The following is a 23,050-nucleotide window of genomic DNA, read 5'->3' as shown; positions in this document are numbered from 1 at the left end:
TGTGACACATAACTAGCGATCGTCACGATCGTGTCATAGTGTGGAGGAAGGCCACACCCGACCGATGGGGATTTCGCATGACCGTCGAGCAGAACACCCGCGCACTCGAACACGACATCGTGACCGACTTCAGCTCGCGCCTGAGCTACGGCGGCTACCTCGACCTGAACACCTTGCTCAGCGCCCAGCATCCGGTCAGCAAGCCGGAGCACCACGATGAGCTGCTGTTCATCATCCAGCACCAGACCACCGAGCTGTGGCTCAAACTGGTCCTGCACGAAACCCGCGCCGCGCGTGCGGCTTTCGATGCCGACGACATCGGTGTCGCCCTCAAATGCATTGCGCGCGTGAAGCACATCCAGAAGACGCTCACCGAGCAGTGGTCGGTGCTCGCGACCCTGACGCCCACCGAGTACGCCCAGTTCCGCGACTTTCTCGGCAATTCGTCGGGCTTCCAGTCGTATCAGTACCGGGCCGTCGAGTTCATTCTCGGCAACAAGAACGCCTCGATGCTGAAGGTCTTCGAAGCAGACCCGGTCGCGCACAAGGAATTACAGGCGCTGCTGTACGAACCGAGCCTCTACGACGCGTTCTGGCGGCACGCCGCGCGCAGCGGACTCGACGTGCCGCACTCCACCCTGGACCGGGACGTGACGAAGGCCTACGTGCTCGACCCCGAGCTGCTCCCGCTGGTGAAGTCCATTTACGAAGCACCGGAACAACATTGGTCGGTCTACGAGACCTTCGAAGAGCTGGTCGACCTCGAGGAGAACTTCCAGCTGTGGCGCTTCCGGCACCTGCGCACGGTGCTGCGCACCATCGGCATGAAACGCGGCACGGGCGGATCCAGCGGGGTCGGCTTCTTACAGCGCGCGCTCGACCTCACCTTCTTCCCCGAACTGTTCGCTGTACGCACAGAGATCGGACGCTGACCGCATGACCTCGCCCGCACCAGACTTCGCCATGCGCGCGAAAGCTCTCGACGACGCAGATCCGCTGCGCGACTACCCGAGCCGATTCCTCGGCAGCGACAACCCGGAGATCGTCGCCTACCTCGACGGCAACTCGCTCGGCCGTCCGCTCCGGGCGACCGCCGACCGCCTCGCCTCCTTCGTCACCGACGCGTGGGGCGGACGCCTCATCCGCGGCTGGGACGAGCAATGGTTCGACCTGCCGCTCGCCATCGGCGACCGGATCGGTGCGGCGGTGCTCGGCGCCGCCGCGGGTCAGACCACGATCGGCGACTCGACCACGGTGCTGCTGTACAAGATCGCCCGTGGTGCGCTCGCGCGCCGGGGCGAGCGCACCGAGATCGTGCTCGACCGCGACAACTTCCCCACCGACCGTTACCTGCTGGAGGCGATCGCCACCGAACTCGGCCTGACGCTGCGCTGGATCGAACCGGAGTTCACCGGCGGCGTCACCGCCGAGCAGGTGGCCGACGCCGTCTCCGACCGCACCGCGCTCGTCGTGCTCAGCCACGTCGCCTACCGGTCCGGCTATCTGCTCGACGCGCCCGCCATCAGTGCCGTCGTGCACGGCGCCGGCGCCATGCTGCTGCTCGACCTCTGTCATTCGGCGGGCGCGGTCGAGCTCGAACTCGATTCCTGGGCAGTCGATTACGCGGTCGGCTGCACCTACAAGTATCTGAACGGCGGCCCCGGCGCGCCCGCCTTCGGTTATGTCAACGCCGCGCACCTCGCCGATTTCACGCAGCCGATCTGGGGCTGGATGGGCCGCGAGAGTCCGTTCGAGATGGCGCAGGGTTACGTTCCCGCGCCGGGCATCCGGCGGGTCATCAGCGGGACGCCCGCGATCGTCGGCATGCTGCCGATCCAGGACACCCTCGACCTGATCGAGGAGGTGGGCATGGCGGCGGTGCGGGCGAAGTCGGTCGCCCTCACCGAATTCGCGCTCGAACTGGTGCGGGCCTGGCTGATTCCGCTGGGCGTTGCGGTATCGTCGCCCATCGACCCCGCCCGTCGTGGTGGCCACGTGACGATCGACCACCCCCAGTTCAAGGAGCTCCCCGCGCGACTCTGGCAACGCGGCGTCACCCCCGATTTCCGTCCGCCGCAAGGCATCCGGATCGGCCTGAGCCCGCTCAGCACCACCTACACCGAGGTTTTCGCCGGGATCTCGGCGATCCGCGATGAACTCACCGCGCGCTGACCTCGCGGGCGCGGTCCTCGACGACATCGACTCGAGGCCGGGCAGCGCGACCTCGCTCGCCCGGACCGTGCTCGGCGCCTACGTGCGCGACCTGGGCGGCTGGCTCGCCATCGCCGACTTCAGCGCACTGCTGGCCGGACTCGGTGTGCCCGAGCAGAGCACCCGGACCGCCGTCACCCGGCTGAAGAGCAAGGGCGTGCTCGACGCCGAGTCACGCGACGGCCGCAGCGGATACCGCATCACCGCCGCGGCCGAGGCGATGTACTCGCGCGGCGATCCGCGCATCTTCGGCTTCCGGCAGATGGCCGACGGCGATGCTTGGCACCTGATCTCGTTCGGCATCCCGGAATCCCAGCGCGCCGCGCGGCACCAGCTGCGCCGCAGGCTGTCCTCGATCGGCTGCGGCACCGTGTCGGCCGGCCTGTGGATCTGCCCCGAATACCTGGCGGCCGAAGCGGCCACGATCGTCACGGCCTTGGCGCTCGACGACTACGTGACCTCGTTTCGCGCCACCGACCTGACGGTGCCCGGCACGCTGCGCGACGCGGCCGCGCAATGGTGGGATCTGCCCGCCCTCGCCGAGCGGCACCGCGCGTTCCTCGCCCACCACGGCGATATTCGCACTCTCGACAATCTGACCGACCGCCAAGCCTTCGAATACTTCGTCCCACTGCTCGACGAATGGCGCATCATCCCCTACCTCGATCCCGGCCTCCCGGCGTCGATGTTGCCCGCCGACTGGCCCGGACCGGCCAGTGTGCGGCTGTTCGCCGAGGCGCAACAGCGCTGCCTGGCACCGAGCCGACGCTGGGTACGGTCACGCATCGAGGCCGGAACCAAACCCGGAATATTGATCCATTGATTTCCGAAATCACTTGGCACCCAATGCCGTAAAGTGTGGCTCCGCGCCGGGCAAATCGGGCTGAGCACGTGCGCGAACAGGTGTTATTCCATTCGGTGGTGGACCGCAGTGCGGCGTTATACCATCAGGCCCCTTTGTCACTTCGTATGGCGGGACCAGAGCTTGACCAGTGGTATTCAGCGGACCCCCTCGTCCGCTCGTCGTGAACGTTCCCGCCGGAGCTCCTCGACACACTCCCCCACCCTCGCCGCACTGCTCGCCTCCGCAGTGGAACGCAATGCCGACGGTGTCGCGGCGGTGTGCGGCGACAGCTCGATCACCTACCGCCAACTCGATGCCCGGTCCTCGCGGCTGGCGCGGACACTGCTCGGGATGGGCGTCGGGCCGGAGACCATGGTGGCGGTGGCACTGCCCCGATCGATCGACTCGGTGCTCGCGGTGTGGGCGGTCGCCAAGACCGGCGCCGCGTTCGTGCCGATCGATCCCGGGATGCCCGGTAAGCGCATCCAGTTCCTAGTGGCCGACTGCGGCGCCGATATCGGGCTGACGAACTGCGAATACGCGCCCGCACTGCCCGCAGGCGTGCGCTGGCTCGCGATCGATGACCCGGAGCTGGTCACCCGGACCGCCGCGGCATCGGCGAATCCTATTTCTTACCTCGATCGTCCTACGCTGCTTCGAGTTTCGAACGTGGCGTACCTGATCTATACCTCCGGCTCGACGGGCAGGCCGAAGGGCGTCGCGGTCACCCACGCCGGTCTCGCCGCGTTCTGCGCCGAGCAGATCGCCAGGTACACGCTCACTTCGGCCGCGCGCACCCTGCATTTCGCGTCACCGAGCTTCGACGCCTCGGTGCTCGAGCTGCTGCTCGCCATCGGCTCCGCCGCCACCATGGTGATCGCGCCGCCGACGGTCTACGGCGGCGCCGAGCTGGCGAGCCTCATCGCGCGCCACGAGATCAGCCATGCCTTTCTGACCCCGTCGGCGCTGGCCTCGCTCGAACCGACCGGACTCGACACGCTGCGGGTGGTGATCGTCGGTGGCGAAACCTGCCCCGCACCTTTGGTGCACCGCTGGTCGGCTCCCGGACGCCGATTCTTCAACGGCTACGGTCCGACCGAAACCACCATCATGGTGTCGATCAGCGCGCCGCTGGCCCCGGACCTGCCGGTCACCATCGGCTCGGGACTGCCGGGAATCAGCTGCCGGGTACTCGACAAACGACTACGCCCGGTCGGTGCCGGTACCGCGGGCGAACTGTACGTCTCCGGGCCCGGCCTGGCCCGCGGGTACCACGATCGATCCGGCCTGACGGCACAGCGTTTCGTGGCCGACCCGCACGGGCTGCCCGGCACCCGGATGTACCGCACCGGCGACATCGTCCGCCGCGGCACCGGCGGTGACCTCGAATATCTGGGCCGCAGCGACGATCAGGTCAAAGTGCGCGGCTTCCGCATCGAGCTCGGCGAGATCGAATCGGTGCTGGCGAGCAGGCCCGGGGTGCGCGCGGCGGTGACCGTCGATCGCAAGACCGCGGCGGGCGAGACGGCGCTGGCGGCCTACGTGCAAGCCGAACCCGGCCATGCACTCGATGACGCCGAACTGGCGAGCGCATTGGCTCGGCAGCTCCCGCACTACATGCTGCCCGCCACGATCACCGTCGTCGACCGAATTCCCTTGACGCCCACCGGAAAAGCAGACCGGGCGGCGTTGCGGGCCCGCGCTGTCGACCAGCTCGCGTGCCGCGCCTTGTGCGGCCCCGGTGAGGAACTGGTCGCCGAGGTGTTCGCTCAGGTATTGGGCCACGACCAGCTGGGCGCGGACTCCGATTTCTTTGCCTCGGGCGGCAATTCGCTGCTCGCCACCCAGGTCGCCGCACGGCTGAGCGAGGTGTGGCAGGCGCGGATTCCGACCCGGTTGCTGTTCGACCATCCGACCGTGGCGGCTTTGGCGAAAGCCATTCAGGCGCAACGGTTCGACGAGAGCCGACCGGCGCTGTTAGCCCGGCCGCGGCCCGAACGGGTGCCACTGTCCCCGTCGCAGTTGCGGTTCTGGCTGCGTAACCGGTTCGACCCGGAGTCGGCCGTGGACAATATCGGCTTCGCCTTCAGCATGTCCGGCGACCTCGATGTGGACGCCTTGCGCGCCGCGTTCATCGATACCGTTGCGCGGCACGAGATCCTGCGCACGAGGTATCCGGCCGACAGCACCGGGCCGCGCCAGCACGCGCTCGAAGCGGGACGTGGTTTCGCCGATTTCGCCGTCGAGGAGCTGGCGACGGCCACACCCGACGAGCTGGCCGAACGGGTGCACGCCATTCTGTGGCGCGGCTTCGACGTGTCGATCGAGGTGCCGCTGCGGGTTCGGCTGCTCCGGACCGCCGACGAACACGTGCTGGTGTGCGCGGTGCACCATATCTGCGCCGACGGCTCCTCGCTGGCGCCGCTGGCTCGCGATATCGCCACCGCCTACACCGCGCGCGCCGCGGGCACCGCTCCGGCCTGGCGTCCGCTCGATATCCAATACGCCGACTACGCGCTGTGGCAGCAGGAGCTGCTCGGCTCCCGCGACGACCCGGATTCGCTGCTGGCCAGGCAGCTTTCCTACTGGACGACCGAACTGGCCGGGCTGCCGGACGAACTCGATCTGCCGAGCGACCGGCCACGCCCGAGCACCGCGTCGTTGCGCGGCGCGGCCACCCAGCGGCCGGTGCCCGCCACCCTGCACAGTGCGTTGCTCGCCGTCGCCCGCGAGCACAAGGCGACCCTGTTCATGGTGATGCGGACGGCGTTGGCCGTGCTGCTGTCGCGGCTGTCCGGCAGCACCGACATCGCCATCGGGGTGCCGATGACCAACCGGGCCGAGGCTGCCCTGGACGATCTCGTCGGCATGTTCGTCAATACGACGGTGTCGCGCACCAGGATCGATCCCGGCGAGAGTTTCGCCGCGCTGCTCGACCGGACCAGGGATCGGGACCTGGCGAACTTCGCCCATTCCGAGGTGCCGTTCGAGCACGTCGTCGACGCGGTCAACCCGGTGCGGTCGCCGGGGCGGCATCCGCTGTATCAGGTCGGTTTCGCGTTCCAGAACTTCGGCAAGGCCAGCCTGGAACTGCCCGGTCTGACGTTCGCCGGGCTCGATGTCGATACGCGCACGGCGAAGACCGATCTGCATATCGCGGTGGTCGACGATCATGGCGCCGACCGCACGCCGGGGCAGATCATCATCCGGTTCGGTTATGCCACCGACCTTTTCGACGAACCGACGGTGCTGCGGTTCCTCGACGCCTATATCCGGGTGCTGCACCAGGTGGCCGCCGATCCGGTCGCCGCCGTCGATGACATCGATATGGTGCATCCGGACGAGCGGCGGCGGATCGAATCGTGGTCGGCCGGTGGTGCTCACTCGGTCGCGCCCGAAACCCTCGGCGCGGCATTGCGCCGCACAGCCGCGGCCACGCCGGACGCCATCGCCGTGGTGTGCGGATCGGCGACGCTGACCTACGGGGAATTGCTGGCCCGCGCTAGCCGGTTGGCGCGGTGGCTGATCGGGCAGGGTGTCGGGCCGGAAGCCGTTGTCGCGGTGGCCATGCGGCGTTCCCTCGATCAGGTTGTCGCACTGTGCGCGATCGCCGAAGCCGGCGGCGCCTGGGTGCCGATCGATCCGGATCATCCTGCCGAACGGATCGGTTATGTGCTGGATTCCGCTGCGCCGCATTGCGTGTTGACGACCAGCGCGGACGCGTTCGCGGTTACGGCGGCGCACGCCGTCGACACCTTGGATCTGACCGGATTGGACTCGGCGCCCGTCCGGGACCACGAGCGCCGGATGCCGTTGCGTGGGGATCATCCCGCGTATGTCATCTATACCTCCGGCTCGACCGGGCGTCCGAAAGGTGTGGTGGTCAGCCACGAGGCGATCGTCAACCAACTCGACTGGATGCAGCATCAGTACGGGGTCGACGCCGCCGACACCTATTTGCAGAAGACGCCGGCGACGTTCGACGTGTCGCTGTGGGGGTACTTCTTGCCGCTGCGGGCCGGCGCGCGGATGGTGCTGGCCGGTCCCGACGATCATCGGGACCCGGCGGCGCTGTGCGGGCTGATCGCCGGGCACCGGGTCACCCTCACCGATTTCGTACCGACCATGCTGACTGCATTCGCTGGACATGCGACGGCTAGCGAAGTGTCTTCGCTGCGTGCGGTTTTCGTTATTGGTGAGGCTTTGACGCCGGAGACCGCGCGAGCGTTCGCTGCGATCAGCAGCGCCGAAGTGCACAACCTGTACGGGCCGACCGAGGCGGCGGTGAGCATCACCCAGCATCGCGTCGATGCGGCCGAGCCTGCGACCACGGTGCCGATAGGTGTGCCCGAGTGGAATTCGCGGGTGTTCGTCCTCGATACGCGACTGCGGCCGGTGCCGGTGGGCGCGGTCGGCGAATTGTATTTGGCCGGGGTCCAGTTGGCACGTGGGTATAAAGGCGCGCCTGGACTCACTGCCGGACGTTTCGTCGCGAATCCGGCCGAGCGGGGTGCACGGATGTACCGGACCGGGGATCTGGTGCGCTGGAATTCGCACGGCACCCTGGACTACTTGGGGCGCAGCGACTTCCAGGTGAAGGTCCGCGGGCACCGCATCGAACTCGGCGATATCGAGACCGCGTTGCTCGCCGACCCTGGAGTCGGGCAGGCGGCGGTCGCGGTGAAACCGTGCGACGGTGGCGACCGGCTGGTCGGCTACGTCGTCGCGGCGGCCGACTCGGATGTCGACCCGAATGCATTGCGGCAGTCGCTCTCTCGCATGCTTCCTGCCTATATGGTGCCGTCGGCGGTGCTGCTGCTCGATGCGTTGCCGGTCAATACCAGCGGCAAACTCGACCGGGCGGCACTGCCCCAGCCGGTTTTCGCGGCACGCGACGGCGTCGCCCCGTCGACGCCGCTGGAGACCGACATCGCCGCGGTATTCGCCGAGGTGCTGGCGGTCTCCCCGATCGGGGTGACCGACGACTTCTTCGAGCTCGGCGGATCCTCGCTGATGGCTTTCACCCTGCATCAACGACTTTCGGCCAGGCTGGCGCGCGACGTACCGATGTCCGCGTTGCTCACCACTCCCACGGTGGGCGGACTAGCCGCACACCTCACCGGAACGGCCGCGCAGACTCGGGTGCCGACGCCGGCCGAGGACGCCGTACTCGACGACGACATCACGGTGCACGACGGTCTCGCCCCGCACACCGGGACACCGCGCGTGGTGTTGCTGACCGGCGCGACCGGCTTCCTGGGCGCACACCTGCTCCGAGATCTTTTGGAGCACACCGACACACGCGTGTGGTGTTTGGTGCGTGCCGACACTGCGGACCAGGGCGCCGATCGAATCCGGCAGGTACTACAGCGTTATCGGCTGTGGAACGCGACCGCCGAAGATCGAATCGTCGCAGTCCCCGGTGATCTCGCCGCACCACGATTGGGGCTCTCCGACGCGGAATTCGACCGTCTCGCCGAGACCGTCGACGTGATCCTGCACAACGGCGCCCGCGTCAACCACATCGATCCGTACGCCCGACTGCGCGCGGCCAATGTCGAGGGCACCCGCGACATACTCCGGCTGGCGACGACACACCGGCTCAAACCGGTACATTTCGTCTCCACGCTGGGCACCACCGTCGCCAAGTCGGCGACACCCCGCCTCATCCTGGAAACCACCCGGCTGCGGGCAGACCGGCTCGCCGAGAACGGCTATGTCCTGTCCAAGTGGGCCGCAGAGGAACTCGTGTGGCAGGCGGGTGACCGCGGGGTACCGATCGGCATCTACCGTCCAGGAACCATCTGCGGCGACCCGCAAGCCGGCCTGAACAGTGCTGATGATTCGTTCTGGAACATGATCCGGGCCGCCACGATCCTCGGGCAGGCACCGGATGTCAGCGACGCCGCCGTCTCCCTCAGCCCAGCGACCTACGTCTCCCGCGCCATCGTGGAACTCGCCACCCACCCTCGCGCCGAGACCGTGTACCACTTGGTCAACAAAACCCCGGTGGCCGTGAAAACCATCTTCGCCCGCCTACGCCACCACGGACTACCGGTGACCACCGCCCCACTGGACACGGTGCGCGCCGCCCTCACCGCCGAATCCCACCGGCGCAACGCCGCCGGTGACGATTCACTCGTCCGCGCCGAACTGCTCAGCTCGAACTACATCGGCCTCGCCCGCCTCGACTGGAGCGACGCCCACACCCGCACCGCCCTCGCCGACACCGACATCACCTGCCCACCCATCACCGAGGCCGCCCTCGACGCCTACATCAGCGAGTTCATCGCCTCCGGTTTCCTGCCGTCCGGCGCTGCACCGGGTTTGCCCGCACCTGACCCGATACTCGGTGCCGGTCAGCAGGTGGTGGGGCCGGGGTCAGCTCCCGCGAGGACCGCGGTGAGCCAGAGCAGTGATGGTTCGTAGCCGATGAGTTCGGCCGAGATGTGTTCGGAGGCAGGGACTCTGAAGAAGCGGAGGTTGGCGCCGGCTGCGCAGTAGCGTTGCACGACGGGTTCGATGGCGGCGATGGGGATGATCGGGTCGGTGGTGGAGTGCCACATGGCGATCGGGACGTCGGGGGTGTCGCCGTAGCCGAGACTGTCTCGGTGCAGGACGTTTTGGATGTCGGGGTCCAGGAAAGCTTTCGGGTCTTTGAGGTAGTTCTTCAGCGGGCGCCACGCGCCGGTGGCGGCCGCGGTGTAGAGGCAGCGGCGTTCGATGTCGTGGACCATGGTCATGCCGTCGGCGGTGAGGAACTTGTCGAGCGGTAGCAGGTCGGGGAACTCCCTGGACAGTCCGATCAGCCAGATCCAGCCGACGAAATCGGCTTGCCCGGCGATACCGGGGCCGGCGTCCATGGCGAAGAGGGTCATGGCGTGTTTGTCGCCGGGCACGCCGCCCTGGGCGCTGCCCTTGATCGGCAGTTCGGGGGCGTAACCGCGGTGCAGTTCGGCCGCCCAGCCGGTGGCGCTGCCGCCGCCGGAGTAGCCCCACAGTCCGATCGGCGAGTCGGCCAAGCCCAGGCCCGCGCGCCGGGTCGCTCGGACGCCGTCGAGCACCATGTGGCCTTCGCTCGGCGCGAGGGCGGTGCTGGTCTTGCCGTTGAAGTCGGGGATCGTCACCGCCATGCCTTCACCGAGGAATTGCAGCAACAGCTGGGTTTCTTTCATGGTTCCCGCGCGCACGGTGTGCGAGGGGTTGCACGCCGGGTCCAGACCGTCGATCGCCTCCTGATAGGAGATCACCGGTCGCGGGCTGGGGCCGAGCCACGGGATCCCCGGGATCATCACGGTGGTGGCGGTGACGATCGGGCGATCCCGGCTGTCGGTGCTGCGGTAGAGGATCTGTTCGGTGTGCACCGGCGGCCACGGCACGCCGAGCAGATAGCTGGTGACCACGCGCTTGCGGATCACGTCACCGTTGGCGTAGCGGTCGAGGTCGTCCGGGTCGTCGTACCAGTGATCGTCCGCGGGCATCGGAACGGGGATGAACCGGTAGATGTCGGTTTCGCTCGGCAGTTGCGGCAGCTGGTTCTCGTCGGGACGGATCGGCCAGGTGGCTTGAGGTCCGGTGTTCGGCGAATCCGCTTCGGCGGTCGCCGTCGCAGCAACGGCGAGGGAAACAGTGAGCGCGAAACCTACTGCGAATAGGGCACAACGAACAGGGATCACAACCGGGTACCTCTCGGGCGAAGCTGACATCGAAGCCAGAGGCCGCTGACCACAGCGACCGCCAACCGGGACACCATCGAGCGCCCGACGGACCGAACGAGGTCTCAGTTCACACGACTGTTCGCGGAAGTGTCACTACGCAACCGGCCAGGGTTTGCCGGCTACCCCTGTGCAAACTGCACAAGTTGCCCGTCCGACGAACAGTCAGGTTGTCGCCGGGCGAAATCGCAGCTGTTGCCCTGGGCGCAGCTGTGCGAGCAGGTCGACGTCGGCTGTGACAACAGTCCCGACGACCGGGTATCCGCCGGTGATGGGGTGATCGGCGAGGAAGACGACCGGTTCGCCGCTCGGTTGTACTTGGATCGCGCCGAGCGGTACCCCTTCGGTCGGCAGCTCCTTGTCGTTGATCCGGGTCAGTGGTGCTCCGTCGCCGACCCTGGCTAATCGCACACCTACACGATCGGCGCGGTCGGTCATCTGCCAGCGGCCGGTGAACAGCGACTGGGGATCGGTGAACCAGTCGTCCCGGGGGCCGAGCAGCACCCGGACGGTGACCAGACCGGAGTCGATCGGCGGCACCGGCGCCACTTCGACATTCGGCCACGGGCAGTTCTCCGTCGGACCCACACTGAGCCGCGCCCCCTCGGTCAGCGGCTCGGGGCCGAGTCCGGCGAGGGTGTCTCTACTGCGGGAGCCGAGCACCGGATCGACGGCGATGCCGCCGCGCACCGCGACATACACGCGCAGCCCGGCGGTGGCCATGCCGAGCTTCAGTCGCTGTCCGGTGCGCAGCGCAAGGACGGACGCGCGGGCCTGGGCGACACCGTCCACGGTGATCGGCGCGTCGGCACCGGTCACCGCGAGCAGTACCGGCGCCTCGGCCACGAGTTCCAGTCCGCCGAGCAAGGTTTCGATGCCCGCGGCGTGCTCGGGGTTGCCGACCAGCCGATTCGCCAGCTTCAGCGAACCTCTATCGGCCGCGCCGGATACGCCGACACCGATGGAGAACCAGCCGGGCCTGCCGAGGTCCTGGATGGTGCTCAACAGACCCGCATCGAGGATGCGTACCACGGTCATTCGATGGCCTCCTCGGTGAAACGGACCCGGGTGCCCGGGCGCAGCAGGGACGGCTCGGCCCGGTCGAGGTCCCACATCCGGACGTCGGTGGTGCCGATGAGCTGCCAGCCGCCGGGCGAACGCCGTGGGTAGACGGCGCTGTATCCGTCGGCCAGCGCCACCGAGCCCGCGGGCACCGAGGTCCGCGACTCGGACCGGCGCGGTACGGCCAAACCGGACTCGGCGGCTTCGAGATAACCGAACCCCGGGGCGAATCCGATGAACGAGCACCGCCACATCGTGCGGGTGTGTGCGGCGATCAGCGCGCGGACCGAGATACCCAGCTGTGCCGCAACGCTTTCCAAGTCCGGCCCGTCATATCGGACCGGGATGGTGCGCACGTCGTCCGGTAGCGCCTCGGCCGAGCCAGCCCCCTGGATACTCCGGAACAGCTGCCGCAGTTGCTCTTCGACGGCTCGGCTGTCTGCCGCATCGCTCATGGTGACCAGGACGGTCTGCGCGGCGGGCAGTACGTCGTGTACGCCGCTGGGCAATTCGCGGCGGAGCAGGTCGATGAACGCGACCAGATCGGCGTGCTCGTCGGGCGCGACGAGCATCGACCGGTCCCCCGCGGGCAGGATCCGCAGCGGCGCCCTCGGCACGGTGATCGCGGACATCGACCCTCCTTCAGGCTAATTCGCGGCCGCGGGTTTCCGGCAGGCCGAACAGCGCGATGACCGCGAGAACATATCCGAAGGCGCCGAACATCATCGCGCCGGCCAGGCCCAGCGTGGTGGAGGCCAAAAAGCCGACCACGGTGGGGAATACGGCGCCGACACCACGGCCGAAGTTGTAGGTGAAGCCTTGCCCGGTACCGCGGGAGGCGGTCGGGTACAGCTCGGACAGGAACGACCCGAAGCTGGAGAAGATGGCCGCGGTACAGAAGCCCAGCGGGAAGCCGAGGATCAGCACCATGGTGTTCGCCCCCTCCGGCACCTGGATATAGGAGACCATGAAGGCGACCGACAGCACGGCGAAGAGCTGGATGGTGCGTTTGCGGCCGATCCGGTCGGCGAGGATGCCGCCGGTGACATATCCGAGGAACGCTCCGCCGATCAGCAGGAACAGATAACCGCCGGTACCAACGACATTCAAGTCGCGGGTCTTCTTCAGGAAGGTCGGCAACCAGGTGGCGAGGGTGTAGTAACCGCCCTGGACACCGGTGGCCAGCAAAGAGGCGAACAGTGTCGTCCGGAGCAGGTCGCGCCGGAAGATCGAGACGAACGATCCCGCCCGATTACCCGCCGATTCCCGGCGCTGGGTGACCGTCTCGGCGTCGGTCAGATTGCGGCGCACCCAGATGATCAGCAACGCGGGCAGCGCACCGGTCCAGAACAGCACCCGCCAGGCGAGGTCTTCGCTGACGAATTGGAAGACGAGCGTGTAGACCAGCACCGCCAAGCCCCAGCCGACCGCCCAGGCACTCTGCACGTAGGCCACCGTGCGGCCTCGATATTTGGTCTGCGCGTACTCGGCGACGAGGATCGCGCCCGCGGCCCATTCGCCGCCGAAGCCGAGACCCTGGAATGCCCGGAAGACCAGCAGCGTCTCGAAATTGGGTGCGAAACCGCACAACACGGTGAACAGGGTGTAGGTGGCGACGGTGAGTTGCAGCGTGCGCACTCGCCCGATCTTGTCGGCCAGCACGCCGGCCAGCGCGCCGCCGAGGGCGGACACCAGCAGGGTGACCGTGGTCAGCAGGCCCGCCTGGCCCGAGCTGATGACGAAGTACGACGAGATGGCGCCGAGCGCCAGCGGCAGCACCTGGAAGTCGTAGGCGTCCAAGCCATATCCGCCGAACGCGCCGAGGAAGGCCTTCTTGCCTTTGGCGCTCAACGTTCGGAACCAGTCGAAGGGTTGTGATTTTTCGGCCGGATCCACCGGGAGGTCTGTGGAAAGGCTCATGGCTGCCTCGCAATGCTCGAGCTCAGGAGAGCGACGTACGTCACAGCAGACTACGGATCGTTGAACGATTCTGCAATCCTAAGGTGGGATCGTCGGCTGGCGGTTCGATCACTGGGTTATGCTCGAACGGCAAAGTCACTGGTCCGCGGAGGTTTGCATGACAACACCGGTAGATCGGCCCGATCCCGTCTACACGGCGCTGTCCGAACACAAGGGGCTGCTCGCCCGGTCCAGTCGCAGTTCGCAAACCGCCGACATCGTGCGGGCCAGCATCCTGGACGGGTCGCTGCGGCCGGGAACCCGCCTGTCCGAGCCGGATATCTGTGCGGCCCTGGGAGTTTCGCGCAATACGCTGCGTGAAGCGTTTCGCTCGCTGATCGAGGAACGGCTCGTGACGCACGAGCTCAATCGTGGTGCCTTCGTGCGCATCCCGACCCCGGACGATGTCGCCGAGCTCTATCAGTGCCGCCGGGTGATCGAGGGTGCCGCGGTGCACGGTTTCGATCCAGCCGGCCAGCGGCCGACCGACCTCGCCGCCGCGCTCGCCCACGCGGATGCCTGTGCCGCCGAACAGGATTGGACCGGCGTCGGCACGGCCGACATCGACTTCCACAAGGCGATCGCCGCGCTGAACCGGAGCAGGCGGCTGGACGAGATGATGTCGAGCGTGTGGAACGAGCTGCGTCTGGTCTTCCATGTGATGGCCGATCCGCTGACCTTCCACGAGCCCTACCTGGCTCGCAATCACGAGATCTACGAGGCGATGGTCGGCGGTCGAACCGCCGAGGCCGAGCAGATGCTGGCCGATTACCTCAGCGACGCAGAGTCACATATTCGCGCGGCGTACACCCAGATTGTCGCCTGAGCTCTCAAGCATCCGCGCCGATTCCGACGAGTCCGTCGCGCCAGTTTCCGGCACCCTGAGCGCAATCCTGGTCACCGGGCCGCCGGCCGAGGACAGTGGGACGACTTGTCCCGTGTGTCTCGTGCCAGGAGAGGTCCTCATGTCCGACAGCAGTGCGCAATTCCAGCCGATCGAATCGCTGCTCGCGCAGACCGCAACCGAGTTGGGGGTGCGGTCGGTGTTGGTGATGCGGTCGACGCCGACGCATATGGCGGTGGAGGCGACGGCCGGTGCGGCGGAGGTGCATTACACAGTGGGTGCCGAAGGCAAGAAGGGCTCTGCCTTTCCGGAGGCGCACGAGCTGTACTGCGAGCGGGTGGTCGACAACGACACCGAACTGTTCGTGCGTGATTCGCGCGCCGACCCGGATTTCGCGGGGAACGAGGACGAAGTGGAGTTCGGCTTGGTCAACTACCTCGGGCTGGCCGTGCACAACCCGGACGGCAGCGTGTACGGCACCGTGTGCGTGCTCGACGACCAGGTCCGCGACTACACCGCCGGGGAACGAGCGCGGCTCGAGGAACTGCGCGCGGCGGCCGAACAGACCCTTGCCACGCGCCCCGCAGCGCTCTGAGCTGCGGCGCGACACGCGCAGAAAATCTACAGTCGCGACTGTAGACATTCCCGCACCACTGTTATATGGTTCATCCCGTCAGCAGAGAAGAAAGTCGCATTGGCCGGGTAGAGGATGAACTTCCCGGAATGAGATGAAGTGACTGAATACCCTCCCCTCCGGGTGGCTGACGACAGCGCCACCGGAGGGGAGGGACGTACACCACGAAAGGTAGGGAGCGGTGCCCGGTTCCGACACGCTCTCAGCGTTCGGACGGCATAGCGCGTATCGCAGCGCAAGCGGGCATCGCGGTTCCATGGATTGGAGGTGGTCGACAGTCCTAACGATGCGATCCCCACACCCCACCCTGCAGCACGGGATGTGGAAAGACGAAGCCGGTCACGATGACCGGCATGGTGAATAAACCCCCTCTGGGCCCCGGCGCCGCACGCGCCGGGGCCCAATTCTTGTTTCGCAGATAGGTATTCATGCAACAGACCCACGCCGACTCGGCAACCGACAACCCCGGCGCCAAACTTGACGACGACGACTATCCCGCCTACAGCATGGGCAGCGCCGCGGACGCCCTCGGCGTCACCCAGGCCTTCCTGCGCGCCCTCGACGCCGCCGAACTCCTGACCCCCCAACGCTCCGACGGCGGCCACCGCCGCTACTCCCGCTACCAACTGCGCATCGCCGCCCGAGTCCGCGAATTGGTCGACCAGGGCACCGCGCTCGACGCGGCCTGCCGCATCATCATTCTCGAAGACCAGCTCGCCGAAGCACAACGCATCAATTCGGAACTGCGCCGGAATCACGGACAGCATGCGGCCGGCTCCGGTCGCGATATCGCGCATTAGCCGTTGCGCTCAACAGGTTCGACCAGCTGATGCGCGGACAGGGGCGGTGGTAGACGCGGCCCCGGCTCATGCCCCGTTCGCGGTCAATGTGGCGACGCCCGGACCAGTCAGCAGCGCTGCTGCGGCCGAACGGCCCGTCGCGAGCAAGAGCAGTGCGCCTGCGGTCCCCTGGACGAGTTCACCCGCGCCCGTGGACCACTCGATGTCGGTCGCGACGAGGCGATAGCCCGACAGTCGCTCTTCGATGCCGAAACGATCGGCCGTTTCCCATACCCGGTCCAGCGCTGATCGGGCTGGTACGGAAGGCATCTCGTGGACGATGCCGAGCGGGATGGCGATGTCTTGGGCGTGCACGAGCACGTCCAGCAGGCGGTCGGCGGGGACTGTGCCGATCGGGACGAATCGGGACGGTGCGGTGGCGCGTAGCTCCGCGAGAAGCTGGCGGGTGCCGACGCGGTCGGCGTAGCGAATGGCGCTGTCGCGCAAGCCCCGATGCACATTGCCGCGGGCGCGCAGCAGATTGACCACTATCCAGCCGAGATTCGCCCGCGTCGACAGCACCAGATGCGCGACGACATCGCGGATGCGCCATCCCGCACAGAGCGATGCGTGGTCCCAGTCGGATTCGGTGCGGTCGGCGAGCAAGTCGGCCACATGCGCTCGTTCGGCGGCCACGGCCTGCCAGATCTGTTCGGTCGTCATGGATTCGGGGTGGTTCATGGGTCGATCCCTCTCACTCGAAGTTCCATTACGGTAGGAACTCCACCCGAGTGGAGGTTCAAGTCGATGTGACCGAGGACACCTGCCCTGCCGCGATGAGCATCGGCGAGTTGGCGCGCCGCACCGGGGTGCCCGTGCGGACGATCCGGTTCTATTGCGACAGCGGGATTCTGGAGTATCGCCGGACCGGCGGCGGGCATCGAATATTCGACTCCCCCGCCGCGGTGGACCGGCTGCTGCTGGTGCGCCGGTTACGTGCGCTGGGTGTGCCGCTGCCCGCGATCGTCGGCGTGCTCGACGGCGCCGAGTCGATCGGTGCGGTCGCGGCCGCCGAACGCGCCACCCTCGATGCCGAGCTCGAAGCGCTCCGGTGGCGCAGGGCGGCCCTGTTCGCCATCGAATGCGCACCGCCCGGCGAACGTGCGCGTCGCCTGGAACTGCTTGCCGCGGTGCAGGACCGGAGCTCGATCATCGATAGCGCCGTCGCATTCTGGCGGCCTATTCTCGGCCCGCTACCTCGCGAGCAGTTCGATTCGTTCATCGACATGAATCTGCCCGCGCTGCCGAGCGATCCCGCGCCGCATCGGTTGGTCGCCTACGCCGAGCTCACCGCACTCGCCACCGATCCGCGCGTCAAAACAGCGATGACGCAGCAGATCTGGCGATCGCGGCGCGCGAGAATCGCTGACCGCAGGCACTGGGCGACGGCCGTCGCCGACGTCTGCGAGATCGTGGCGCCACTGGTCGCCGCCCACGAAAGGCCCCGTCCGGGAGCGGAGCTCGACCAGTACGTGCACGCCCACGCGGCAGCCCGCCGTGAACGGGACACTCCCCGGTTCCGGCGCGCACTGCTCACCGGCACAGCGGACAGCGATCCTCGGCTGCACCGCTACTGGCGCCTCACGGCCGAGATCACCGGCACGGAGGCGACGGCCGGAGCCATTCACTACTGGCTGTCGGACGCGCTGCGGCAAACGATCTAGCGCCGCAACGGTTTCCTAGGCCCTGTGTCGAAGTCCGGCCGGATGCATCCGGGGGCTGGATCGTCGCCTGGCAAGGCGGAGGAGTTGCCGATACCGGGTTTGTATCGGCGACGACGACAACGCGGCCAGGCGGCGATCCAGCCCCCGGAGGCGCCGGATGGGACTTCGACACAGGGCCTAGCGGTCGCGGCCCGCCGCGGGGGTGGACGTCTTGCGGCTGGTGCGGGCGCGGCGCCGGGCGGCCTGCAGTTCGGCGAGTTCCTGTTCGAGGATCTCGGCGATGCGGAATTGGCCGGTGTCGTGGATTTCCGGGGTGGGGATGGCGGGGGCGTCCTTGCCGGGCTTGGTATCGGCTGGGGTGGTGGGCTTTTCGTCGGCCGGCCGCTTGACGGCGGCGGTCGGCGCGGTCGCGGACGGGCGTTCCGCCGACTTCACGGTGAGCTTGTCGGCGGTGGTGGCGGCCGGCTTGCTCGGCTTCGCCGGCGTGGCGATGGTCTTCGACGGCGCGGCCTGCTGAGCGGCGGCCTTGGTCGGGGTGGCCGACTTCTGGCTGGGGGCTGCCACGGCGGGCTTGGTCGCCGTGCTCGAGCCGTTCACCGGGGTGGCGGGCTTGCTGTCGGTGTCGCGCTTCTCGCCGTTCACGGGAGTGGCGGGCTTGCTCTTCGCGGCGGGCTCTTCGGGCGCCGGTGCCGGCACCGTGGGCTTGCGGTCGGAAGTGCTGGGCGCGGAGCCGTTTTCGGACTTCGCCGCGGGGCGGATGTCCTTGGTGTCGGCGAGGTCGCTGGCGAGGGTCGCGGCGGCCACCACCTTTGCCGAGGGCGGCGGGGTAGCGGAACGGAACGCCGAGCGGACGGGAGCGGCGGGCTCGGGTGTCGCCGCGTCGTCCTCGTCGGTGACCACGACGGTTTCGATCTCGGGTTCCACGGCATCGCCGGTTGGTCCGGCGCCCAGTTCCGCGAGCGGGTCCGGTTCGGCCTCGACGGTCAGCTCGGCGATGGAGTTGGACGCCATCACCTCCGCCGCCGAGCGGCGCAGCCGGTAGCTGGCGATCGCGGGCAGCGTGCGGCGGATCTGCTCGGCCGGGTCGGGCAGATCCCGGACCTGGTCGGTGGCGCGGTGGATGGCGAGCCCGTAGCGGGCGCTGGCGGCGTCGTGGATGAGCAGCGCGACACCGATCATCACCGGCGCGACGGCGTGCACGGCGGCGTCGTACCAATGCTCCGCACGCAGATACGGGTAGGTGTTCAGGGTGACGGTCAGCGACAGCAGCGCGACCTCGGCGGCGACGACCTGCTTACGGTTGTCGACGACACCCCACTCGGCCACCTTGTTCGTGCCGATCATGATGATGATCAGGCAGACGCTGATCATCGCTTCCAGCAGGTAGCTGAACCAGTACAGCGGGTCACCGGGACCGCCGGGCGCGATGTTGTGCTGGACGTTCACCGCGGACCACAGCATGCCCGCGCCGACGACACCGGCGAGCGCACGCAACGACCAGGCCCGATGCCGGTATAGCGAGGCGAGTTTGGCATGCGGGCTCGACTCACGGCGCTGCGCCGCAATTGCCTTGCGGGCCACCAGTAGATCTCGCATGTCGGCCTTCTCGATCGCTTCGGTGGTCTGCCTGGCGCGGTCGGCCGCCGACGCGGCGGCTTGAGCCTCTTTCCAGCGCTGACCACGGTCTTGCCCGCGAATCTTCTCGGCGAGCTCGCGTTCGGCCAGCAGCTCGTCCTCGGAGAGCGCTTCGGTCAACGCGGGATCGAATTGGTATGCCAGCCGGCCGCGGGCCTTCTCGACCCGCCTCGCCAGCTGTGTGACCTCGTCCTCAATGGGATGCTGGATGGTCATTTCGGCTCCAGGAGGAGATTCGATGGCAGACAAGTGATCACGCGTGGGAAGGCTACATCGCATTCGCCCGTGACGCACCGTTGCCAGCGAAAACCGTCGATTTGCCGGGTGAATGCGGCGTGCCGCCGCTGTGTTTCCCGGATGATCATAGAACAGGCACGACGATTCGCAACCGCTGTGTTGCCGGGGATCGACCGGTCGGCGGCGGTGCGGCGGCGGTCACTGCGCGCCGAGTGTCTTTGCACTGTCGGCGAATACGACGAGATCAGGAAAGGTCCGACTTCACTATGACCGGTTCGTCCGGCTCTCCACGATGAAACTCGCTGCGGTCGTGGCGCTCCCACCGATGTTGAGGGTGGCGAATCGACGGGCATCCGGCACTTGGTAGGCTCCTGCCTGCCCGGTGACCTGTTTATAGGCATCGAGCACCATTCGTACACCGGTCGCACCCACGGGATGGCCACCGCCGATCAATCCACCACCAGGATTGACCGGTATCCGGCCGTCACGCGTTATATCGCCGCCTGCCACGGCTTTCCAGCTCTCCCCCGGGCCGGTGATGCCGAGGTGGTCTATCGCCATGTACTCGGACATGGAGAAGCAGTCGTGCACCTCCACCCCGTCCACCGCGTCGATATCGGGCAGGCCGGCACGGCCGAGTGCGTCGAGCATTGTCCGACGCACATGAGGAAAGACATATGGGTCGTCGGCGCTGGCGCTTAGCTTTTGCGCCAACGGTAGGCCCGCCGTGCGATGGCCCCAGCCGCTGATCACCGCGCGGCTGTCGGGCCGTAAGTCGCTGCGCCGCGCCAGGAATCGGTCCGAGACCAGGACCACGGCGGCCGCACCGTCGGTCATTTGACTGCAATCCTGACGGCGTAGTCGACCGGCCACCGGCGGGTTCGCGGTGTCATCGGTGCCGAAGCTATCCGGGGTGAATGTCCAATTCCTGGTCTGTGCCAGCGGGTTGGTGCGTGCGTTGGCGATATTGAGCTCGCTGATGGCGCGCAGGTGGGTGCCGTCCAGGCCGTAGCGGCGGTCGTATTCGTCGGCGAGCTCGGCGAACATGGTGGGCCACACGAACTTCGTGTCCTGCGCCTCATGACCGACCCAGGCGGCGGCACCGAGATAGCCTGCCGCCACGTCGCCGGGCACGGTCTTCTCCAGCTCGGCGCCGATCACCAGGGCGCAGTCGTAGCGACCGGATTCGAGGTCGGTCATCGCGGCCAGCAGCGCCATACTGCCGGAGGCGCAGGCTGCTTCGTGCCTGCTCGCCGGTACGCCCCACAGTTCGGGGATGACCGTGGCGGGCATCCCGCCGAGTTGACCCTGGCCGGTGAACAACTGCCCGAACGCGTTGCCGACATGGATCACGCCGATCTCGTCCGGCGCGATGGTCGTTGTCGCGAGGGCTTGGCCGACTACGGTTTCCACGAGCGCGTCGAAGCCCTTGCCGTCGCGGTGCCAGTTGACGGCGAAATCGGTTTGGCTGCCGCCGAGTAGATGAATGGTGCTGGTGGACACGGGAACTCCTGTATGTCTGGGCTGAACGGTGCTTGTCTGATTCCGTTCAGGGCTGGTCGCCGGTCAATGTCGCTCGAAGGTCGCGTCGCAGCAGCTTGCCGACCGGGTTGCGGGGCAAGGTTTCGACGATCTCCAGTCGCTCGGGCAATTTGAAGGAGGCCACCTCGCGGGCGCGTAGGTGCCCGGTCAGGACGTCCAGCGTCACGGTCGCGTCGGGCGCGGGAACTACGAACGCGCAACACTTTTCGCCGAGCACCGGGTCCGGGTAGCCGACCACCGCTACGTCGGCTACGCCGGGCGCATCGGCAAGGAGGCCCTCGATCTCCGCCGGGGCGATGTTCATGCCGCCGCGGATGATGATCTCCTTGATCCGGTCTACGAAACGCAGGTATCGGCCGTCCTCGCCGCACAGCTCGAATACGTCTCCGCTGCACAGAAACCCGTCGTCGTCGAACGGTTCGGCCGAGGCGGTGCCGGGCAGGTAGCCGCCGAACACGGCCGGGCCCGCGAGCCGGAGTTCGCCGGTCCCACCGACTTCCGTAACCGTCGCGCCGGTGCTGACGTCGACGAGTTTCACCGCCGTTCGGTCGGCGAGCCGGGACGCCCAGTGGACGCCTGGCGCGCCATAGCGCGGGAGGTACTGCGCGCGGATCTCCGGATCGGGGAAGTCGACGGGTGCGCCGAGCAGGCAAACGCCTTCGTTGGAACCGAAGAAGTTGAGCACCTCGATGCCCAACTGGTCCTGCCAGCCGCGCCCCACGCGCGGTGGCAGGGGTGCGCCCCCGGCCCCGACCCGCCGCAGCGACGACAGATCGGCCGATGCGCGCAGAGTCTCGTTGTGCAGCAACATCGTCAACAGTGCGGGCGGCATGCTGGTGTGCGTCACTCGATGTCGGGCGATCTGTCCGAGGAAGACCGGTAGATCCAGCGGATGGTGTTGCACCAGGTGTCCGCCGGTGAGCAGCCACGGCAGGAAGGATGCAGCGAAGCCCGCCATATTGACCATGGGGAAGGGGTTGAGCAGCACCGACTCCGGGGTGAGATGCAGTCCGTCCTGCACGCCCCAGGCCATGGCGAGCCAGTCGCCGTGGCAGCGGGGAATGCCCTTGGGTGCGGCTTCGGTGCCGCTGGTCCAGCAGATGGTTACGCGGTCGTTCACCGAAACCGTCAGTCCGCGAACATAGAACCGCAGCCGTTCCCGATCGGCGGTGTCGACCGGGTCGCCCAGCGGGATCGCGCCGTCTGGTACGCCGGGTCCGAAGGCGAAGACAGTGCCCCTGTCGCCCGCTACTTCCATTGCCTCGCGGGCGAGTTCGCGACCCGAGAGCTGACCTGCCGTGATGATCGCCGTCGCGTCGGCGGCGGAAACAATGCCGGACAGCTCGTGACGGCGGTAGGAGGCGGGCATGGGTGTCGCGACCGCGCCGAGCCGCCACAGCGCGAAATAGGTGGCTGTCAGCGCGATCGAATTCGGCAGCAGGACCGCGACGGTGTCGCCTTGCCGAATGCCATTGCGGTACAGCACTGCTGCGAGGTCAATGATGTGCTCGTCGAGTTCACGCCAGGACAGTGTCCGTGGTTCGGCACCTATCAACGCGGTGAGGTTGGCGGGATCGGTTACGGCGGGCGCGTCCGGCGTCGCGTCGATCCGACGCTGCAAAAGCTCCGGCAAAGTGTCGGGCTGCCACCACCCCCCCTCGCGAAATTCGCGCCCACCCTTTTCTGGGGGGGGGGGGCGCACCCTCCCCCCTCCGGCCGCGGGGTAAGAAGCGGCGGGGGGGGGTGCGGGCGTTCCGGAGGTTAACTCGGGCGTCGCGGAGCTCGCTGGGCGGGATGCCCACCCGCTGGGGGATGGGGGTGGAGAGGGCCCGCCGGGGCGGCGCGCGGCGGGGTCTGCGGGGAG

16 protein-coding genes are annotated in these 23,050 nt (G+C 67.7%); 8 read left to right on the top strand and 8 right to left on the bottom strand.

Going from position 1 to position 23,050, the window contains the following annotated elements:
* The first annotated feature begins 77 nt into the window (after positions 1-77).
* The 4 genes from DBO33_RS14340 (at position 78) to DBO33_RS14325 (ending at position 9,484) form a co-directional block, all read left to right on the top strand.
* Positions 78-932, top strand: a complete 855-nt coding sequence (locus DBO33_RS14340) for a tryptophan 2,3-dioxygenase (RefSeq protein ID WP_107655467.1) — start codon at positions 78-80, stop codon at positions 930-932.
* A 4-nt stretch (positions 933-936) separates the two neighbouring features.
* Entirely contained in the window at positions 937-2,172 is a 1,236-nt protein-coding gene (locus DBO33_RS14335) for a kynureninase (RefSeq protein ID WP_107655466.1), read from the top strand.
* Positions 2,153-3,034, top strand: a complete 882-nt coding sequence (locus DBO33_RS14330) for a PaaX family transcriptional regulator (RefSeq protein ID WP_107655465.1) — start codon at positions 2,153-2,155, stop codon at positions 3,032-3,034. The genes DBO33_RS14335 and DBO33_RS14330 overlap by 20 nt, the downstream gene beginning before the upstream one ends.
* 162 nt (positions 3,035-3,196) lie before the next feature.
* Positions 3,197-9,484 carry a non-ribosomal peptide synthetase gene (locus DBO33_RS14325; RefSeq protein WP_159080249.1) on the top strand — a complete coding sequence of 2,096 codons (6,288 nt, stop codon included), beginning with the start codon at positions 3,197-3,199 and terminating at the stop codon, positions 9,482-9,484.
* Here DBO33_RS14325 and DBO33_RS14320 read toward each other — a convergent pair.
* From DBO33_RS14320 to DBO33_RS14305, 4 genes are all read right to left on the bottom strand, one after another.
* Positions 9,415-10,731, bottom strand: a complete 1,317-nt coding sequence (locus DBO33_RS14320; RefSeq protein ID WP_234390834.1) for a lipase family protein — start codon at positions 10,729-10,731, stop codon at positions 9,415-9,417. The two genes, DBO33_RS14325 and DBO33_RS14320, sit on opposite strands and share 70 nt — an antisense overlap.
* A gap of 204 nt (positions 10,732-10,935) precedes the next feature.
* The gene (locus DBO33_RS14315; protein ID WP_107655462.1) at positions 10,936-11,808 is read right to left on the bottom strand and encodes a 5-oxoprolinase subunit C family protein; all 873 of its coding nucleotides are present in this window, start codon (positions 11,806-11,808) and stop codon (positions 10,936-10,938) included.
* On the bottom strand, positions 11,805-12,464 hold the full coding sequence (locus DBO33_RS14310) for a 5-oxoprolinase subunit B family protein (protein ID WP_107655461.1): 660 nt from the start codon (positions 12,462-12,464) through the stop codon (positions 11,805-11,807). Before DBO33_RS14310 ends, DBO33_RS14315 begins: the two co-directional genes overlap by 4 nt.
* Before the next feature lie 10 nt (positions 12,465-12,474).
* A complete protein-coding gene (locus DBO33_RS14305; RefSeq protein ID WP_107655460.1) occupies positions 12,475-13,752 on the bottom strand; it encodes an MFS transporter in 1,278 nt (425 codons plus the stop codon).
* 157 nt (positions 13,753-13,909) lie between these two features.
* Here DBO33_RS14305 and DBO33_RS14300 point away from each other — a divergent pair, with 157 nt between their 5' ends.
* From DBO33_RS14300 to DBO33_RS14290, 3 genes are all read left to right on the top strand, one after another.
* The gene (locus DBO33_RS14300; protein WP_107660270.1) at positions 13,910-14,617 is read left to right on the top strand and encodes a GntR family transcriptional regulator; all 708 of its coding nucleotides are present in this window, start codon (positions 13,910-13,912) and stop codon (positions 14,615-14,617) included.
* A gap of 139 nt (positions 14,618-14,756) precedes the next feature.
* Positions 14,757-15,230, top strand: coding sequence for a GAF domain-containing protein (locus tag DBO33_RS14295; protein WP_107655459.1), 474 nt, complete (start codon positions 14,757-14,759; stop codon positions 15,228-15,230).
* 467 nt (positions 15,231-15,697) lie between these two features.
* Positions 15,698-16,069: a helix-turn-helix domain-containing protein gene (locus DBO33_RS14290; RefSeq protein ID WP_107655458.1), complete on the top strand. Its 372-nt coding sequence runs from the start codon at positions 15,698-15,700 to the stop codon at positions 16,067-16,069.
* A gap of 66 nt (positions 16,070-16,135) precedes the next feature.
* On the opposite strand, the gene DBO33_RS14285 is transcribed toward DBO33_RS14290, so the two are convergent.
* Positions 16,136-16,789 carry a maleylpyruvate isomerase family mycothiol-dependent enzyme gene (locus tag DBO33_RS14285; RefSeq protein ID WP_107655457.1) on the bottom strand — a complete coding sequence of 218 codons (654 nt, stop codon included), beginning with the start codon at positions 16,787-16,789 and terminating at the stop codon, positions 16,136-16,138.
* Positions 16,790-16,839: 50 nt separating this feature from the next.
* Between DBO33_RS14285 and DBO33_RS14280 the strand changes: the two genes are divergently transcribed.
* Positions 16,840-17,772: a MerR family transcriptional regulator gene (locus tag DBO33_RS14280; RefSeq protein WP_199856615.1), complete on the top strand. Its 933-nt coding sequence runs from the start codon at positions 16,840-16,842 to the stop codon at positions 17,770-17,772.
* A 177-nt stretch (positions 17,773-17,949) separates the two neighbouring features.
* Here the strand turns inward: DBO33_RS14280 and DBO33_RS14275 are convergent, their stop codons facing one another.
* From DBO33_RS14275 to DBO33_RS14265, 3 genes are all read right to left on the bottom strand, one after another.
* Positions 17,950-19,623: a hypothetical protein gene (locus DBO33_RS14275; protein WP_107655456.1), complete on the bottom strand. Its 1,674-nt coding sequence runs from the start codon at positions 19,621-19,623 to the stop codon at positions 17,950-17,952.
* A 285-nt stretch (positions 19,624-19,908) separates the two neighbouring features.
* Positions 19,909-21,147 carry an acetyl-CoA acetyltransferase gene (locus DBO33_RS14270; RefSeq protein ID WP_199856613.1) on the bottom strand — a complete coding sequence of 413 codons (1,239 nt, stop codon included), beginning with the start codon at positions 21,145-21,147 and terminating at the stop codon, positions 19,909-19,911.
* Positions 21,148-21,193: 46 nt separating this feature from the next.
* Complete coding sequence (locus tag DBO33_RS14265; RefSeq protein ID WP_234390833.1) at positions 21,194-22,819, bottom strand: class I adenylate-forming enzyme family protein; 1,626 nt, start codon at positions 22,817-22,819, stop codon at positions 21,194-21,196.
* Positions 22,820-23,050: the final 231 nt, after the last annotated feature.

It is taken from the genome of Nocardia suismassiliense (genome assembly GCF_900269665.1).
In the GTDB taxonomy this organism is placed as follows: Bacteria; Actinomycetota; Actinomycetes; order Mycobacteriales; family Mycobacteriaceae; genus Nocardia; species Nocardia suismassiliense.
The sequence above is the reverse complement of the archived record's forward strand: the minus strand, read 5'-3'. Positions and strand labels throughout refer to the sequence as shown.